The following is a 16,248-nucleotide window of genomic DNA, read 5'->3' as shown; positions in this document are numbered from 1 at the left end:
GCGACCCGTGCCTTCGGTCTTTTCCCCCTGCTCTCCACCCCCGCTCCGATCCGCCTCCAACCGCCCCCTACCTAGCGTTGGTCCGTGGGCCGGTTCCGTCCGGCCGAGGCTCGGGGAAGCCGGGCGCGGCAGACGCACCGCCCGGCGGGGCGCCCCCTGGCGGGCGGAATACGAGGGAAGGGACGGGCAGCCATGACAGGGACGACGGCAGAACACGAACGAGGCTGCCCCTGCTCGCCCGGATCCAGTCCCCGCTGCTGCTCGCCCTGACCGCCGTGGTCACCGCCGCCCACGCCCGCCGGTTCCGCATCCGCCACGGTCTCGCGCTGTTCGGCGGGCCCGAGCGGTGACGCGGGAGGTCAGCCCGTGGCGGTGAGGGCGAGAGCGGTGAGGATGAGGGCGTACGCGGTCACGGTGAGCGCGGCCCGGGCCAGGCGCACCCCGCTCACCACACGCCGTTGCGGAGGCGGCGCGAAGCTGCAACAGGGCTTCGGACGATGCCAGTTGGGGGACTCCAGCCAGTAGGAACCCAGGAGTCGGGATGTGCCGGTGGTGAAGGGGTGCTCGTCATACACGTGCGGGCAAACGGCCCCGGGGTACGGCGAGTTGCGGCGGTGGACGCGGTCGGCATCAGACCGTGATCTCGCATAGCTCAGCGGCATCTGCCAGCGGACCGCACCGGTCTGGAGCTTTCCGCGTGCCATCCCTTACCGGGTGAAGCCGGCCTCCCGGTCGGCGGCGGCGATCTGGTCGTGGAACCGCGTGTGGACCCAATGGCGCCTGCCGAGGATGTTCACTTCCCCCCAGCGGCCGGTGACCGGGCCGAGCCGGGTGTCCCGCGGCATGGTCCCGGCCAGCCGCTGCGGGTTCGCGCCGCCGGACATCTTGCTGCTGTCCAGTACGTAGATGGCGTCCTTGGTGACGACCACGCACCGGTACGTGTTGGTCAGCATCGTCAGACCGGTGAGGTAGGTGATGACGAAGAAGCCGAAGTTGGGCGCGCTCTGGCAGATGAACGCCTGCCGGATCTCACTGCCGGCGGGCAGGAACGGCGCTGCGCGCTGCACGAGATCCGGCCGCGGCTCGGGGCCGCGTCGGCCGGTCTCGTCAAGTCGGTCGGTCATGGGCGGTCCCTTCCCTGTGGCTCGGGTCAGCATTCCACGCGCTGCTGACCTCCCGCGAGCCTGAGCGGGTCCGCACCCGACCGCTGTCTTCCGCACCCGGCCGGCGGAGTCGGAGCCCGCCGTTCCGGCGCCCCGACGCACGGCATGCCACCGGTTCCGCAAATTGGTGCGAGTGGCAGGCGTGGGTGCAGGATGAGGGGGTACGCGCTGCGTCATCGGCCGTCGACCACTGAACAGCAGCGGTGGTGAAGACAACAGTGGCGGTCCGGAGATCTGGGAGGGGAAGCATGACGTCCACGAGCATGGTGGCAAGAGGTACGCGGACGGCGGAGCTGCCGGAGGTCGCCGACCCCTCCCGGGTGGCCCCCAGGGACGCCCGCGAGCTGTCGAGGTTGTTCTTCCACCAGTTGGCGGTGCTGGAAGAGGGCACACCCGAGTACCAGTACGCCCGCAACACGTTGATCGAGATGAACATGTCCCTCGTCCGCTTCGCGGCCGGCCGGTTCCGCAGCCGGGGCGCGGAGGAGATGGAGGACATCGTCCAGGTCGGCATGATCGGCCTCATCAAGGCGATCGACCGGTTCGAGCTCTCCCGGGAGGCGGAGTTCACCTCGTTCGCCATTCCGTACATCGTGGGTGAGATCAAGCGGTTCTTCCGCGACACCACCTGGGCCGTGCACGTGCCCCGGCGCCTGCAGGAGGCCCGGGTGCAGCTGGCCCGCGCGACGGAGGAACTGCAGAGCCGCCTGGGCCGCATGCCGTCGGCCAAGGAGCTGTCGGAGCTGATGAGCCTGTCCGAGGAAGAGGTGCGCGAGGCCCGGCTGGCCGCGAACGGCTACAACTCCTCCTCCCTCGACGCCACGATCAACGGCAGTGCGGACGGTGAAGCCGCGCTGGAGGACTTCATCGGCACCGAGGACGCGGCCCTGGGGCTGGTGGAGGACTTCCACGCCCTGGCCCCGCTGATCGCCGGGCTCAGTGAGCGGGACCGGCAGATCATCCACATGCGGTTCGTGGAGGAGCTCACGCAGGCCCAGATCGGTGAGCGCCTGGGGGTCTCGCAGATGCACGTCTCGCGCCTGCTCTCCCGGACCCTCGCCCGGCTGCGCGAGGGCATGCTCACCAACCACTGACCTCTCGCCCCGCGCGTACCGGAGGCCCGTCACCTGTGTGACGGGCCTCCGGCGTGTCTGTTTCCGCCGGACGGCTGTGCGCTGCGGAGAGGGCAGGATTCGAACCTGCGTGGACCTCCGAGGAGGCCCGACCGTGAGGCGAGCTCGCTGGTCCCCGATCAACCACTCCGGGCACCTCTCCCTGCGTCCGGCCGGGGCGTCGTTCCCGTGCCGTTCACGAGTACGAGACTGCCGGAGACCGCTGACGGGAAGCTGACGCGGCCCCGGCACCCGTCGTCGCGGGCACGCGATCCGCGTCGTTCACCCGGCGCCGCGCCGGCTCACTCGCCGTCGAGCTGGTGGTCGGCCCAGACGTAGGTCTCCGGCAGCAGATCCGGGACGGGAACCGCCCGGACGCCGTCACCGTGGGCGACCACGACCCGGAGCGTGGGGAAGTAGTCGAGCAGAACCTGACGGCAGCGGCCGCACGGAGGGACGACCCCTCGGTCCCGGTCGCCCACGGCCACGATGCTCTCCAGCTCGTACGCCCCCTGGGCGGCGGCCGCGCCGATGACGACCAGCTCGGCGCAGGGGCCCCCGGTGAAGTGATAGGCGTTGACCGCGGTGATGATCCGGCCGTCCCGGGCTCGGGCCGCGGCCGCCATGGTGTGGTTGTCGCCCCGGCAGCGCGTGGCGGCGACCTGTGCCGCGGCCTGGACGAGTTCGTGGTCCACGGGGTGGTCCTGCGTGGTCATCTGCTCCGCCTTCTTCCGGTGTCAAGTGACCCTGACCCGCATGACGCGGCCGCGCAAGCCGATATCCGCGGCGGGCTCCGATCGGCGCGCACGCGTCTTTGACCCCGGCGGCGTCAGTTCAGGTGCCGGGCGAAGAACCGCAGGGAACTGTCCAGTTCGGTCGCGGGGAGGTCTCCGTGCTTGCCGGGGTTGGCGTGCAGCGTCTTGTCCGCCGACGCCAGGGCGTCGAACAAGGCCAGGCCCGCCGCCCTTGGCACCCGCTCGTCGTCCCACTGCAGCAGGAACTCCACCGGGACGGTGATGCGTGCGGCGACCTCCGCCGATGCCGACGCGCCGCCCAGGCCCAGCACCGCCGCACGGACCCGGGGCTCGGCGGCGACGAAGGGGACTCCCAGCCCGCAGCCCAGCGACACACCCCAGTAGCCCACCGGACCGCGACCGACGTACGCGAGCTCCTGGACCGCGTCCAGTACCGCCCGCCATTCCGGCACGGTCTGACGGGCCACCAGGGCGTGGAAGCCGGCGATCAGCGGGCCCAGTTCCTCGCCCGATTCGACACGTGCCTGATTCTCGGTCGCGAGCCGGTCGTACTCCGCGTGTCTGGGCCGGTCGCCGTGGCCGGGCGCGTCGATCGCCACCACGGCGTAACCGCACTCGGTCACCAGGCGGCGTGCCAGGGCCGTGGGGCCGGGGGCCTTCTTGTGCCGGCCGCCGCCGTGTCCGATCAGGACCAGTGGACGCGTCTGTGTGGCGTCCTCCGGAGTCCACAGCACGCCGGGGATCTCACCGAGGTGGAAGATTCGTTCGGTGACGCCGTCGGACGACGTCTCGGAAGTGAAGCGCATGGCGTTGGCCTTTCGGAATGCCTTACGCGGGCACTCCCAGGACCGTGCGAGAGAGGGAGTCCCGACCTGTCGAAGCGTTGATCGGTCTCACCTCCTCGGTTCGCAGTGGCGCACGACGGCGCCGAATTTATCACGAGGTCGTCACCCACATCGCGCAACGACACGGCGAGCGTGAAGTGCCCGCGACAGACGGAACCCGGCTCACCGGCACCCGGCTCACCGGCACGCGGCACGGCGAGGCCGCCGGACGCGATGCCGGTGAGTCACCGGCGCGGGTCAGACCAGGGTCGTGATGCAGAACGGATGACCGGCCGGGTCCAGCAGCACGCGCCAGCGTTCCGGCTGCGGCTGGAAGCCGGGCTTGGTGGCGCCCATGTCGAGCAGGCGCTTCTCGGCGATGTCCAGGTCGTCGACGCCCAGTTCGATGTGGGCCTGCTTCTCCTGGGCGGGGTCCGGCCAGGTCGGCGGGCGGTAGTCGGCCAGGCGGTTGAAGCCTAGGCCGGTCGAGCCCTCCCTGCCGAGCAGGATGAAGTCGTCGCTGGAGTAGAGGACCGACATGCCGAGCGACTCGCCGTAGAAGCGGGCCATTTCGGCGGGGTCGGCGCAGTCGAAGGTGACGGCGGCGTAGCGGAACGCGGGTGCGGAAGTGGTGTCCGTGCTCATGGAGGGAACGCTAGGACGTGACCCGGACAGTTCCGGTCCTGGTTGTGGCGTGGTGTGGAAAACTTCCCCGGGTGATCAGCTCCTCCGCCCGCCTGCTGCGGCTGCTGTCGCTGCTGTCCTCCCGGCCGTCGTGGACCTGCGTCGAACTGGCCGAGCGCATGGAGGTCACGGACCGCACGGTCCGCCGGGACGTCGCCCGGCTGCGCGAGCTCGGCTACAGCGTCGACTCCGAGGCCGGTCCCTGGGGCGGCTACCGTCTCCGTGCGGGTTCTCAGGTGCCGCCGCTGATCCTCGACGACGAGGAGGCGCTGGCCGTCGCGGCCGGTCTGCGGGAGGCGGCCCAGAGCGACGCGGCGGGCGGTGACCAGGCCGCGCTCTCGGCCCTGCTGAAGCTGCGTCAGGTGCTGCCCCGGCGGATCGCGGAGCGGCTCGGTGACCTGGACGACGCCTTCGTCAGCCTTCCCACGGCCGACGGGCCGCGGATCGCGACGGGCCTGTTGCTGGAGTTGGCGGTCGCCTGCCGGCGGGGAGAGCGGGCCCGGCTGTCCTACGTCGACGCGCAGGGGAGGGCGACGCTCCGCGACGTCGACCCGTACCGTCTCGTGTGCACCGGCCGCCGCTGGTACTTCGTCGCGCGGGACGTGGAGCGCGGCGAGTGGCGCACGTTCCGGGCCGACCGGGTGGACCGGCTGCAGCCCACCGGCCGTCCGGCGGACCTCTCCGACCCGCCCGACGCGGCACGCCTGGTCTCCCGCAACATCGCGAACGGCCCCTACCCGCTCTCGGCGACCGTCCGTCTCCCCCTCCCGATGGACGCGGCGCTGAGGCTCGTCCCCGCGACGATCGGCACCCACCGCCCCGACGGCCCCGACGCGACCCTGGTCGACATAGGCGGCCCCGACCCGGACGGCCTCGCCCGGTACCTCCTCGGCCTCGGCACACCGCTCCGGGTCCTCGCGCCGGACGCCGTGCGCCAGGCCCTGCTCGACCGCACCCGCCGCCTCATGGAGGCCCAGGAGTGACGCGTCGCCGCCGTCGCCCCGGTCGGGGCGAGGACGCCGTCGGGCTGGAAGTGCGCCGGCTGGCGGCGTGGCAGCTCGGCCTCGTCGATGACGTGGGCGCGGCAGGCAGACTGCGCGGCGGCGAAGTAGCCAGCCGTGCCGTCAGCGGGAGTTGGTGTTGGAGCCGCCGCAGGTGGTGCGCAGTCCCGAGTGACTTCCGTGCCAGTCCAGCACCAGGGTGGTGGCGTCGTCCGCCAGGCTCCCCCCGTACGCGTCGACGGCCGCCGTGGTCAGGGTCCGGACCACCTCGCGAGGGTGTTCGTCGCCGGTGTCCTTGATGAGGGCGGGCAGATCGATCGCGGCGGCCTCGCGGTCCAGCATGCCGTCGGTGATCAGCACCAGGCGATCACCCGGCTCGAGGTGGAACCGCTGCACCTCGTAGGCGACCGGAGCGGGCACCCCGAACGGCAGGTTCACCTTCAGCGGCAGTTCCTCGACCCGCCCGTCGCGCAGCCGCAGCGGCCAGGGGTGGCCGGCGTTCACCAGCTCGACGGCGCCGGAGTCCAGCTCGACGCGCAGCAGCTGGCCGGTCGTCATGCCGCGGCCGGCGGTCATGATCGCGTGGTGCGCCGCGTTCGCCTGGTCGAACAGGCCGCGGCCGGTGCGGCGAGCCCCGCGCAGGGCGTTGACGGTCAGCGTGGCCAGCAGCGCCGACGCCGTGTCGTGACCCATCGCGTCCGTGATCGACACGTGGAGAACGTCCTGGTCGAGGGCGTAGTCGTAGGTGTCGCCACCGATGTCGTCGGCCGGTGCCAGACCGCCCGCCAGGGTGAACTGGGCCGCTTCGCAGCAGGGCGCCGAGGGCAGGAGCTGGTGCTGGATCTCCGCAGCCAGACTCATGGCGGTGGTACGCCGCCCCGAGTGGTAGAGGTCGGTGAAGCGCCGGTCGGTCACCACGATGTACGCGAGGGCGTGCGCCGCCCGCGCCACCGCCTCGCGGACCGTGTCGTCCACCTGCGGCACCACCATCTCCAGCACGCCGATGCAGTCGCCGCGGTTCGTCACGGGGGCCACCAGCCGGTAGCCGGCCCCGCCGTCGTCCTCCTGGTGCAGCCGCTGGGAGCGCAGTACCAGGTCGTAGACGCTGCCCGCCAGCTCCATCCGCTCCGGCTCGCCGCGGCCCTGGGCCGCCGTGCCGGCTCTGGGCAGCCGTACCGCTTCCCGGCCCAGCATGTCCACGAGCAGGAAGGACACCTGTGCCGCCGAATACCGTTTCTCCAGGTTTCGGGCCACCACGTCCACCGACTCCACCGGTGCGGCGTCCTCCGCCGCCCGCAACACCTCGTCCAGGCCCAAGCCGTCCTCGTCGAACACACCCACCTCCCCGTTCCTCTTCTCCGTGTGCCCCGCGGCCCGGCCCGGATGCGCGGGCCCGGTGACACCGGCCCGGCCCGGGTGCCCGTCACCGGGCCGGGCCGGTGTCACGAGCGCCGGCCGGGCAGTGCCGAGAGCGCGGCGGCGAGGTGCTCGGACACCTCGGGCGGGGTCGAGGCGTGCGGGGAGAGCCGAAGGGAGTTCTCCCGGGCGGTCAGCGCGATGCCCTCGGCGTGCAGCGCCTTCGCGACCTGCGCCGGTTCGTGACCCGGAATGGTGAAGGAGAGGATGCCCGCACGCCGGGCGGGGTCGGCGGGGGACAGGACCCGGCCGCCGTGCCGGCGGACCACTTCGGTTAGTTCGGCGATCCGCGTGGCGATGGCCGCCTCGATCGCCGGCACGGTGTGCCGCTCGACGAGGTCCAGCGCGGCGGCGAACGCCGCGGCCGTCACGGGACTGAGATTCGTGACGGACCACCGCCGCGCGTCGGGGGCGGGTGAATGCTCCGCGCCGTCGAACACGCCCGCTTCCGTCACACCCGTCCAGCCGGTCAGGACGGGCTCCAGCATGTGCAGGGCCCGGTCGGACAGGGTCGCGAAGCCCGTGGCCCAGCCGGCGCGCAGCCACTTCTGGCCGCCCGCGACCACCACGTCGGCCGCCTCCCAGACCATGTCGGTCACGCCGAACGCCTGGATCGCGTCCACGACGAGCAGCCGGTTTGGCCCGATCGCCTCGCGCAGCGCCGCCAGATCGGCGCGGAAACCGGTGCGGAAGTCGACGGCGCTGACGGACACCGCGACCACGTCGTCGGTGAGGGCGGCGCGGACCAGGTCGGCGGTGACCCCTTCGCCGGGGCCCGGGTCGAGCCACCGAGGCGTGGCCCGGCCCAGCTCGGCGGTGCGCCGCCACGGATAGTGGTTCGCCGGGAAGTCGGTGCGGGGCACGAGGACCACACCCTCCCGGACCCCGAGGGCCGCGTGGAACAGACCGGTGGACGCGTTGGGCAGCAGCACGGTGTGCTCGGCGTCGCTCCCCGCCAGCCGGGCGGCGGCCGTGCGTGCCGTCTCCTCCGCGCGCATCAGGTCGTCCACGGTGGTGTGGCCCGCCTGCGCGGACTCGCTCATCGCGCGCGTGGTGGCGGCCACGACGTCGCGCGAGGGCGGCCCGAACCGCGCGAAGTCGAGGTAGCCGGCGGGGGTGTCGAAATGGGCGGCGTAGGAGGTGAGCACGGGATCCTTTCACGGCGGGCTCGGCAGTACGGGCGGGACCGGTGGGTGCGACGGCGCGGGCGGCGGGTGCCCAGGGCGGGGCGGTACCGCGATCCGGCCGGTGACCTCGGGTTCACCCGTCACCCTCGTGCGCGCCCCCGCCCGCTCGCACGGTACGCGCCGCGTGCCGCCCCGGCGGCCCCGGGGTGCCGCCTCCGCGCCGGTGCGGCCACGGGGGCCGCTCCGCACCGCCCTCGGCTACGAGTGGTGCGCGGGGGGACCCGGCGGTGTGCGCAGGGCGAGAAGGGCGACGTCGTCGAGACCCGGCGGGCGCACGCGCCGCAGGAGCCGGTCGGTGAAGGAGGTCAGCGGCCGGTGGGCCAGGGCCGCGGCGTGCTGGCGCAGCTCGTCCAGGCCCTCGTCGAGGGTGCGGCCGGGCGCTTCGATGAGTCCGTCGGTGTAGAGCAGGAGGGTGCTGTCCGGCGGCAGCGTGATCGTGGCGTCGGGCCGGTCGGTGGCGGTTCCGGTACCGAGCAGGATTCCGTGCCCGTCGGTGAGGTATTCGGTCAGGCCGTCGTGGGTGATGAGCAGCGGCGGGGGATGACCGGCGTTCGTCCAGGACAGTTCCCAGCGGCCGTCGCCGGTACGGGTCAGCCGGGCGAAGATGAGGGTGGCCATCGCGACGTCGGTGATGGGCATGATCGCCTCGTCCAGCCGGTCCACGATCCTGCTGGGCGGTTTCTGCTGGGACCAGGCGTACGCGCGGAGCATGTTGCGCAGCTGGGCCATGCCGGCGGCGGCCTCCAGATCGTGGCCGACGACGTCGCCGATGGCCAGCGCGGTGGCTCCGTCGGAGAGGGTGAAGGCGTCGTACCAGTCGCCGCCGACCTGCGAGGCGTCCGGTGCGGGCAGATAGCGCACCGTCATCTGCAGGCCGGGCACGCGCGGCATCTGGGGCAGCAGATGGTTCTGCATGGTCTCGGCGATCGCGCGCTGCCGCTGGTAGAGGCGCGCGTTGTCCAGGGCGAGGCCGGCACGCCGGGCGATGTCCTCCAGCAGGGTGAGGTCGGCGACGGTGAAGTCGTCCGGCTGCCCGGCTCGGCCGAGCGTCAGCGCGCCCAGGACGTCCCGGGTGCTGCGGATGGGTGCGATGGCGGCGGAGCGGATGCCGGTGGCGTCGAACAGATGACGCTGCTCGACCGCGATGCCGGAGTCCGGGGCGACACGGTAGGTCTCCGGGCCGGCGAGGGTGGAAGCGATGCCGCGCAGCGCCCTTGACAGGGGCATGAGGGACGTCTCCGGTACCGGCGGCATGGGTCCCTGCAGCTCCTCGTGGTGGATCAGGGCGCCGCCCCCGGCCTGGACCACGGCGGTACGCCACACCTCGTCGCGCTCGGTGATCAGATCGATGACGGCCCAGTCCGCCAGCCGGGGCAGGACCAGGCCCACCAGCCGGCGCAGAGCCTCGTCGACGTCGAGGGTGGAGGTCAGCTGGGTGGTGGTCTCGGCCAGGAGAGCCAGTCGCTCCAGGTCGCTGAGGGTCTCGGCCGCCTCGTCGGGGTGCGGGCCGGCCGGGTGCGGTCGTTCGAGGACGTGGAACACCACGAGCGTGCCGCTCGCGGCGTCCCCGATGTCGTACGGGGTGAGCATCCAGGAGATGGGCAGCAGGGTGCCGTCGGCGTGGGCGAAGTAGTCGGTGGGGCCGTGTGCCGGGTGCCCGGAGTGGAAAGCCTGCCGCATGCCGCACTGAGTGGCGGGCAGCCGCTGCCCCCGTGACCCGCGGTGCAGCAGGTCATGGGCGTCCTGGCCGATCAGATCCTGGGCGTCCCGGCCCAGCAGGCGTCCGGCGCGGGCGTTGACGGCGACGATACGGCCCTGCTCGTCGACGGCGTACGCACCGGCGCCGATGTCCTCCAGTGCGCCGGCCAGCCGGGAGGAGGGCGCCGTCCGGAACCGCTCATGGCGGGTCTCCGTGTTCTCCGGCCGCCCCATGTCCCTCGCCTCCAGGTCATCGGATCGCGAGCCTCCGTGCTGTTCCTGAACGCGCGTGCGAGGCCCCTGCCTGTCTCTTGTACCCCGTGTGCCCCGCTGCTGACGGGAATCCAGCCGTGTATGCCGCTCCGGCGGCCGGAAACCGTGCGTGGCGCACCGGCACACGGAGTGGTTAGGCCCGGGTGGGTCAGGGCCTTTCGCGGAGCTGAAGGACGCCGGCGACGGAGAAGCACAGGGCGCCGGTGAGCGTGCCCCAGTTCGCGATGTCGGCGTTGACGAGGCTGCCGGTGGCGGGGCGGGTGAAGGCGGCGAGGGCGGAGACCATGAACAGGACGGAGCCGAGCTGATTCACGGCGACGATCCACCAGCCGAGACTGCGCGGGTGGGCGCAGGGGCGGCCGCGGTGGCAGATCTCGGCGAAGCCCAGGTGCCCGGAGACCAGGAACAGCACGCAGCCGATCACGTCGGGCACCCAGATCAGCCGGTTGATCTGCTGAACGCTCAGTCCCCGCAGGAAGGAGTCGATCAGGTTGACCGCGAACACCAGCGTGCCGGCGAAGAGGACGAACGCGCTCAGCCAGTCCACCCGCATGGGCTCGTAGCTCCACCACCGCCAGCCGCGCGTCACCAGCCGGCCCTCGGTGTGGACCGGCGCGTTGATCACCTGGAGCAGCGACACATAGCCGCCGGTGTTGAAGAACAGACCACCCGCGAAGTAGACCGAGGCGCACCTGAGCGCGTCGCCGGAGCCGAACTGGGCGATGCCCGCGCCGACCGCGAAGAGGGCTCCGCCGACGACGAAGGCGGTCGCCGCGACGGCGTTGAGCCGGCGCAGCCGGCCCACGGACACGGCGTCCGCGCGGGCCTGACGGCTCGGCGCGGCACCGGGGGGCCGGACGGCGACCGTTCCGCGCCGCCGGGCGGTCCGCGACTCCCACACCACGGTCTCGCCGCCGGGACGGTGCCACGTCCGTCTGGTGACGAAAGGTCCCGCGCCCTCGGCACGCTGCTCCGGCTGCCCCACGCGTCGAGGTTAGACGGCGGGCCGCGCCGGTCGGCGTGCGAAACGCCGACCGGCCGGGGCGGCGGGAACCCACAGGGTGGTGAGCCCTCGGGCCGAGGGCGAGGGGACGCGGGCGAACGCGGCGCCCGTGCGGCCCCACCGGTGCCGCCGAGGAGCTACGACGCCACGAGATCGTTCGGGCTGAAGGCGCGGCGGTAGGCGGCGGGGGAGACCCCGAACGTGGTGCGCATGTGAGTGCGCAGGGAGTTCGCGGAGCCGAAACCGGCCCGGTGCGCGACCAGATCGATGGAGAGGTCGGTGGTCTCCAGCAACTGCTTGGCCAGTTCCAGGCGTTGCGCGGTGAGCCACTGCACCGGGGTCATGCCGACCTCGTCGCGGAACCGCCGGGTGAAGGTGCGCAGGCTCATCCGGGCGTGATCGGCGAGCTGGAGGAGGGACAGCGGCTCGCCGAGGTGCTCCAGCGCCCAGGCCCGGGTGGCGGTGGTGCTGGCGACGGTGGGCTCGGGGACCGGACGGTCGATGTACTGGGCCTGCCCGCCGTCCCGCCACGGCGGTACGACGCACATGCGGGCTGCCCGGTTGGCCAGGGCCGCGCCGTGGTCGCGGCGGACCATGTGCAGGCACAGGTCGACACCGGCGGCCACGCCCGCCGAGGTCAGCACGTCGCCGTCGTCGACGAACAGCACCTCCTCGTCCACCCTGACCTTCGGGTAGGCGCGGCGGAACTCCGGCGCCAGGTTCCAGTGCGTGGTGGCCGGCCGGCCGTCGAGCAGCCCGGCCGCGGCCAGGACGTAGGAGCCGGTGCAGATCGACACCAGCCGGGTGCCGGGCCGGATGCGGGCGATGGCCGCCGTCACCTCCGGCGGCAGCGGCCCGCCCCGGCCCAGTTCGGGCATGGCATGCGTCGGCGGGACGATCACGGTGTCCGCGGCGGCCAGGGCCTCGGGTCCGGCCGCGGGCTGCACGGTGAATCCCGCGTCGCTGAGCACCGGCGCACCGTCGGCGGTGCAGACGGTGACGTCGTAGACCGGACGGCCCTCGGCGTCCTCCACACTGCCGAACACGCGGGAGGGGATACCCAGTTCGAAGGGCGGAACGCCGGGCAGCGCGAGCACGGCGATCCGGTGCCGGCGCGGCGGGGCCTCCACCGCCCGGTCCGGTGTGCCCGTCGTCTCCGATGTCCGCGTCTCACCCATGGCCAGATCCTGTCACATAGTGGCCGGACGGCCAACACCGCGGCGGGCCCGGCTGCCGGATCGTGGACTGCGTCGCGCCGGGGAGGTCCCGGTGACGTGCGGATTCGATACGGAAGACGAGGCAGTCAGCATGCGTGCGGTGGTCGTGGAGCAGTGGGGCGGACCCGAGAACCTGGTCGAGCGTGAGGTCGAGCGTCCCGAGCCGGGACTGAACGAGGTCCTGGTGCGGGTGCACGCGGCCGGAGTGAACCCGGTGGACTGGAAGACCCGCGCCGGCGGAGCCCTCATCGAGTGGGGGACCGTTCCCGCGGTCGGCTGGGACGTGTCCGGCACCGTCGAGGCCGTCGGACCGGGCGTGGGGATGTGGCGTCCCGGGGACGAGGTCTTCGGAATGCCGCTGTTCCCGCGCCAGGCGGGGGCCTATGCCGAATACGTGGTGGCACCGGCCCGGCACTTCGCCCCCAAGCCGGCGAGCCTCTCACACGTGGAGGCGGCCGCCCTGCCGCTCGCCGCGCTGACCGCCTGGCAGGCCCTGGTGGACACGGCCGATGTGCGCCCGGGCGAGCGGGTGCTGGTGCACGCGGCGGGCGGCGGCGTCGGCCATTTCGCGGTGCAGATCGCCAAGGCTCGTGGTGCCTACGTCATCGGCACCGCCGGTGCCGCCAAGCACGACCTGGTCCGTTCGCTGGGCGCGGACGAGGTGATCGACTACCGCGCGGTGCGGTTCGAGGACGTCGTGAGCGACGTCGACGTGGTGCTCGACGGGCTGGGCGGCGAGACGGCCGAGCGCTCGGTGAAGGTGCTCCGGCCGGGCGGCCGGCTGATCACTCTGCCCGGCCCCGACGACGTACCCGCGACCCGGGACGGGGTCCGGGCGGTCTGGATGCTGGTGGAGCCCGACCACCTGGGTCTGCGCGAGATCGCCGCCCTGGCGGAGCGGGGCGCTCTCAAGCCCGTGGTGGAGGCGGTCCTGCCGCTGGCGGATGCCGCGAAGGCCCACGAGACCGGCGAGCGCGGCCGGACCGCGGGCAAGATCGTCCTGTCGGTGGTCTGATGCCCGGCGTCCCGTTCGCCGGGGCGTCTGCCGGGTCGGCCGGGGTGGGGCCCTGTGGCGGAGAGGGCAGGATTCGAACCTGCGTGGACCCGCGCGGGGCCCGACCATGAGCGTGCTCGCGGTCCCCGATCAACCACTCCGGGCACCTCTCCTCGTTCCCGGCCCGGTGCGCTCCCGGCCCGTTCACGTGAACAAGACTGGCAGGACCCCCTGACGGGCCGCTGATCCGCCCCTGACGCGGACACGTCCGGCAAGCACGCCCGACCTCACCGGCCGTGCCCGGGCGTCCCCCTGCCCCGCATCCTTCCCAGTGGGAGGTTTGGCCCGGCGAGACCCTGTGAAGAGTCTCGACCGGCCGGGCTCACCGCCGAGGGAGGGACCACATGAGGGTCGTTGTCACGGGCGCCTACGGATTCCTGGGAAGCCGGCTGGCCGGCGAGCTGCTTCGGACCCGGACGCTCGCGGGCGTTCCGATCACACGGCTGGTGCTCGCCGACCGCGTCGTGCCACCGCCCGACTCCCTACTGGGATCCGACCCGCTCGTGGACGTCGTGCACGGCGAGCTGACCGACCGGCTCGGTGAGGTGTTCGCCGAGCCGGTCGACGTGCTGTTCCATCTCGCCGCCGCGGTGTCCGCCGAGTGCGAGGCCGACGTCGATCTGGGCATGCGCGCCAACGTGGACACCACCCGCGCCCTGCTCGACGCCGCCCGTGCCCAGTCGGCCGCGGGCGGCCCGAGCGTGCGCGTGGTGTTCTCCAGCAGTGTCGCCGTCTACGGCTCCCATCCGGAGACGCCCCTGCCCGCGGTGGTCAGCGAGTCGACCCTGCCCACGCCGCGGTCGAGTTACGGGACGCAGAAACTCGTCTGCGAGCACCTGATCGCGGACTGCACCCGCCACGGCTTCCTCGACGGCCGCGTCGCGCGTCTGCCGACCGTCGCGATCAGGCCGGGCAGACCCAACGCGGCCGCCTCCGGCTTCCTGTCCGGCATCATCCGCGAACCCCTCGCCGGACTTCCCGCGACCTGCCCGGTGAACCCCGAACTGCGGGCGGCCCTGTCCTCGCCACGCCGCGCCGTCGCGGGGCTCCTCCGCATCGCCGAGGCCGAACGCGGCGCGGGGCCCGGCCGGCTCCACGGCCCGCTGCCGGTCAACCTCCCCGCGCTCACGGTGTCGGTGGCCCAGATGCTCGCCACACTGCGGCAGTTGGCCGGTGACGCCGTCGCCGACCTGGTGACGATCGAGCCGGACCCGGCCGTCGAGGCCATGGTGGGTTCCTGGCCCGCCGTGTTCGACAACCGGCGCGCCGCGGCGCTGGGTCTGGAACCCGACCCCGACTTCACCTCCCTCGTGCGGGACCACCTGGCCGACCGCACCGGCACCCCCTGACCGAAAAGTGTCCGCAAACGTCGGCGACTGCCCTCGGAACGCATCCGAAACTCAGTGGCGGACCGGGGCCGCCGGTCAGCACCATGCAACGCATGAGTGATCAACCCGCACGATGGACCCAGGCAACCGTCTACCCCGACATGTGGACCGACCCGGACGACGACCCCCGGGACAACGGCAACAGTCCGGACGGCGAACTCGCCACCCTGCAGGATTTCCTGACGAACTACCGTATGACCCTGCGGATGAAGTGCGAGGGGCTGGACGCGGAACAACTGGCCCGCAGGTCGGTCCCGCCGTCGACGATGTCGCTGCTCGGCCTGCTCCGCCACCTCGCCGAGGTGGAAAGGGACTGGCGCAACTGGCTCGGCGACGGCGAACCGCTGCCGAAACTGTACGGCGAGAGGGACGCGGACTTCCTCGGAGCCGTCGCCGAGCAGGGCCTGGTCGACGCGGCCCACGCCGACCTGGAACGCGAACAGACCGCGACCGACGCGGCGCTCGCCGGGTACGCGGATCTGGGCGAACGCGTAGGCAGGGACGGGATCGCCGTCCGGGAGCTGCTGGTGCACAGGATCGACGAGTACGCCCGTCACTGCGGACACGCCGACCTGCTGCGCGAGTGCGTCGACGGACGAGTCGGCCAGTGACCCGGTGGCGGTGACGCGTTGACCCGGCGACGACGCACAGGGTGCGGTCAGAGCCTCGGGATACCCTCCGCAGCTGACGGCCCGGGCACGCCGGGCCGCAGGTGGGGAGGGGTGCTGTGAGCTTCCACATGCATCTGCGCGCCGTTCCGGACTCCGAGGTCCGGCTCGAGTACGCCTGGCTGCACGCGTTCATGGGCGCCGCCTGGGACTGGGACGTCCATCAGGCCGAGCACCGGGCCGGAGTCGCGGAGTCCATCGAGAAGGACTTCAGCGCGGTGAACGACCTGTGCGAGGCGGGCCGTGAGCTGACTGAGGGACGGAACGGGGTATGGGAGCTGCCCGTCTTCGGCGGGGACGTGATCAGCGATCCCGCCGACGGGCAACCGCCCTTCGTCCGTCTGTCCCCGCAGGCGGTGCGCCGGGCGGCGGCCTTCCTCCGTGACGTCCCCTTCGACGTGCTCTGGGGCACGGCCGGCCCCGGGCTGCACGCCTCGTTCGGTCCCGGCTGGGCGGAGGCGGACGTGAGGGGGATGTACGCCCGGCACCACGCGGCCCTGAGCGCCTTCTACCAGCGCGCCGCGACGGCCGGCGAGGCAATCGTCAAGGCGTTCTGGTACTGAATCCTCCCCTTTCCCGATGCCTGGACCCGCTCCTCTGTGAGTGCGAGGGGGCGTCGGCATGGCTCGCACCGGGCCGGTTCGAACCGCCGATTCGCGCGAAAAGGGGTGATGCGGCCCATAGGAGCCATGTCACGTCCTAAGCGGGTTCGTAGAAGCGGTCCGGGGCGGGCGGGTGCCTTGGGCGGCGGGAAGTCCGATATGCGACATGTCTACGCTCTTGGGTAGTAGGTCACACTCTTGCG

General features: G+C 72.6%; 15 protein-coding genes and 2 pseudogenes. 6 read left to right on the top strand and 11 right to left on the bottom strand.

Features of this window, described 5'->3' with window-relative positions; genetic code table 11:
- Nucleotides 1-707 precede the first annotated feature (707 nt).
- Complete coding sequence (locus ACWCPN_RS24995; RefSeq protein WP_451210111.1) at nucleotides 708-1,124, bottom strand: hypothetical protein; 417 nt, start codon at nucleotides 1,122-1,124, stop codon at nucleotides 708-710.
- A gap of 287 nt (nucleotides 1,125-1,411) precedes the next feature.
- Here ACWCPN_RS24995 and ACWCPN_RS24990 point away from each other — a divergent pair, with 287 nt between their 5' ends.
- Nucleotides 1,412-2,257 (top strand): RNA polymerase sigma factor SigF, encoded by an 846-nt coding sequence (locus tag ACWCPN_RS24990; protein WP_451210109.1) that lies wholly within the window; start codon nucleotides 1,412-1,414, stop codon nucleotides 2,255-2,257.
- An 84-nt stretch (nucleotides 2,258-2,341) separates the two neighbouring features.
- Here the strand turns inward: ACWCPN_RS24990 and ACWCPN_RS24985 are convergent.
- The 4 genes and pseudogenes from ACWCPN_RS24985 to ACWCPN_RS24970 form a co-directional block, all read right to left on the bottom strand.
- Nucleotides 2,342-2,438 (bottom strand): annotated as a pseudogene (locus tag ACWCPN_RS24985).
- 139 nt (nucleotides 2,439-2,577) lie between these two features.
- Nucleotides 2,578-2,991, bottom strand: a complete 414-nt coding sequence (locus ACWCPN_RS24980) for a cytidine deaminase family protein (RefSeq protein ID WP_451210106.1) — start codon at nucleotides 2,989-2,991, stop codon at nucleotides 2,578-2,580.
- A 113-nt stretch (nucleotides 2,992-3,104) separates the two neighbouring features.
- Nucleotides 3,105-3,836 carry a dienelactone hydrolase family protein gene (locus ACWCPN_RS24975; protein ID WP_451210103.1) on the bottom strand — a complete coding sequence of 244 codons (732 nt, stop codon included), beginning with the start codon at nucleotides 3,834-3,836 and terminating at the stop codon, nucleotides 3,105-3,107.
- Nucleotides 3,837-4,112: 276 nt separating this feature from the next.
- On the bottom strand, nucleotides 4,113-4,499 hold the full coding sequence (locus ACWCPN_RS24970) for a VOC family protein (RefSeq protein WP_451210100.1): 387 nt from the start codon (nucleotides 4,497-4,499) through the stop codon (nucleotides 4,113-4,115).
- A gap of 71 nt (nucleotides 4,500-4,570) precedes the next feature.
- Here ACWCPN_RS24970 and ACWCPN_RS24965 point away from each other — a divergent pair, with 71 nt between their 5' ends.
- Nucleotides 4,571-5,521 (top strand): helix-turn-helix transcriptional regulator, encoded by a 951-nt coding sequence (locus ACWCPN_RS24965; protein ID WP_451210098.1) that lies wholly within the window; start codon nucleotides 4,571-4,573, stop codon nucleotides 5,519-5,521.
- Nucleotides 5,522-5,662: 141 nt separating this feature from the next.
- On the opposite strand, the gene ACWCPN_RS24960 is transcribed toward ACWCPN_RS24965, so the two are convergent.
- The 5 genes from ACWCPN_RS24960 to ACWCPN_RS24940 form a co-directional block, all read right to left on the bottom strand.
- Nucleotides 5,663-6,874, bottom strand: coding sequence for a PP2C family protein-serine/threonine phosphatase (locus ACWCPN_RS24960; protein WP_451210534.1), 1,212 nt, complete (start codon nucleotides 6,872-6,874; stop codon nucleotides 5,663-5,665).
- 107 nt (nucleotides 6,875-6,981) lie between these two features.
- Nucleotides 6,982-8,103, bottom strand: a complete 1,122-nt coding sequence (locus ACWCPN_RS24955) for an aminotransferase class V-fold PLP-dependent enzyme (RefSeq protein WP_451210095.1) — start codon at nucleotides 8,101-8,103, stop codon at nucleotides 6,982-6,984.
- Nucleotides 8,104-8,340: 237 nt separating this feature from the next.
- Complete coding sequence (locus ACWCPN_RS24950; protein ID WP_451210092.1) at nucleotides 8,341-10,074, bottom strand: SpoIIE family protein phosphatase; 1,734 nt, start codon at nucleotides 10,072-10,074, stop codon at nucleotides 8,341-8,343.
- Between the two features lie 187 nt (nucleotides 10,075-10,261).
- Nucleotides 10,262-11,098: a hypothetical protein gene (locus ACWCPN_RS24945; protein ID WP_451210090.1), complete on the bottom strand. Its 837-nt coding sequence runs from the start codon at nucleotides 11,096-11,098 to the stop codon at nucleotides 10,262-10,264.
- A 155-nt stretch (nucleotides 11,099-11,253) separates the two neighbouring features.
- Complete coding sequence (locus ACWCPN_RS24940) at nucleotides 11,254-12,294, bottom strand: GlxA family transcriptional regulator (RefSeq protein ID WP_451210087.1); 1,041 nt, start codon at nucleotides 12,292-12,294, stop codon at nucleotides 11,254-11,256.
- 130 nt (nucleotides 12,295-12,424) lie between these two features.
- Here ACWCPN_RS24940 and ACWCPN_RS24935 point away from each other — a divergent pair, with 130 nt between their 5' ends.
- Nucleotides 12,425-13,348 carry an NADP-dependent oxidoreductase gene (locus tag ACWCPN_RS24935; protein ID WP_451210084.1) on the top strand — a complete coding sequence of 308 codons (924 nt, stop codon included), beginning with the start codon at nucleotides 12,425-12,427 and terminating at the stop codon, nucleotides 13,346-13,348.
- Between the two features lie 55 nt (nucleotides 13,349-13,403).
- Here ACWCPN_RS24935 and ACWCPN_RS24930 read toward each other — a convergent pair.
- Nucleotides 13,404-13,500 (bottom strand): annotated as a pseudogene (locus ACWCPN_RS24930).
- Nucleotides 13,501-13,731: 231 nt separating this feature from the next.
- On the opposite strand from ACWCPN_RS24930, the gene denD reads away from it, so the two are divergent.
- From denD to ACWCPN_RS24915, 3 genes are all read left to right on the top strand, one after another.
- The gene (gene denD, locus ACWCPN_RS24925) at nucleotides 13,732-14,736 is read left to right on the top strand and encodes a D-erythronate dehydrogenase (RefSeq protein ID WP_451210081.1); all 1,005 of its coding nucleotides are present in this window, start codon (nucleotides 13,732-13,734) and stop codon (nucleotides 14,734-14,736) included.
- A 92-nt stretch (nucleotides 14,737-14,828) separates the two neighbouring features.
- Nucleotides 14,829-15,386, top strand: coding sequence for a DinB family protein (locus tag ACWCPN_RS24920; protein WP_451210079.1), 558 nt, complete (start codon nucleotides 14,829-14,831; stop codon nucleotides 15,384-15,386).
- Nucleotides 15,387-15,502: 116 nt separating this feature from the next.
- Entirely contained in the window at nucleotides 15,503-16,006 is a 504-nt protein-coding gene (locus ACWCPN_RS24915) for a DUF1877 family protein (protein WP_451210076.1), read from the top strand.
- Nucleotides 16,007-16,248: the final 242 nt, after the last annotated feature.

This window comes from Streptomyces sp. NPDC002386 (genome assembly GCF_053593175.1).
Note: the sequence above shows the minus strand (reverse complement) of the source record. Positions and strands in the feature narration are given on the sequence as shown.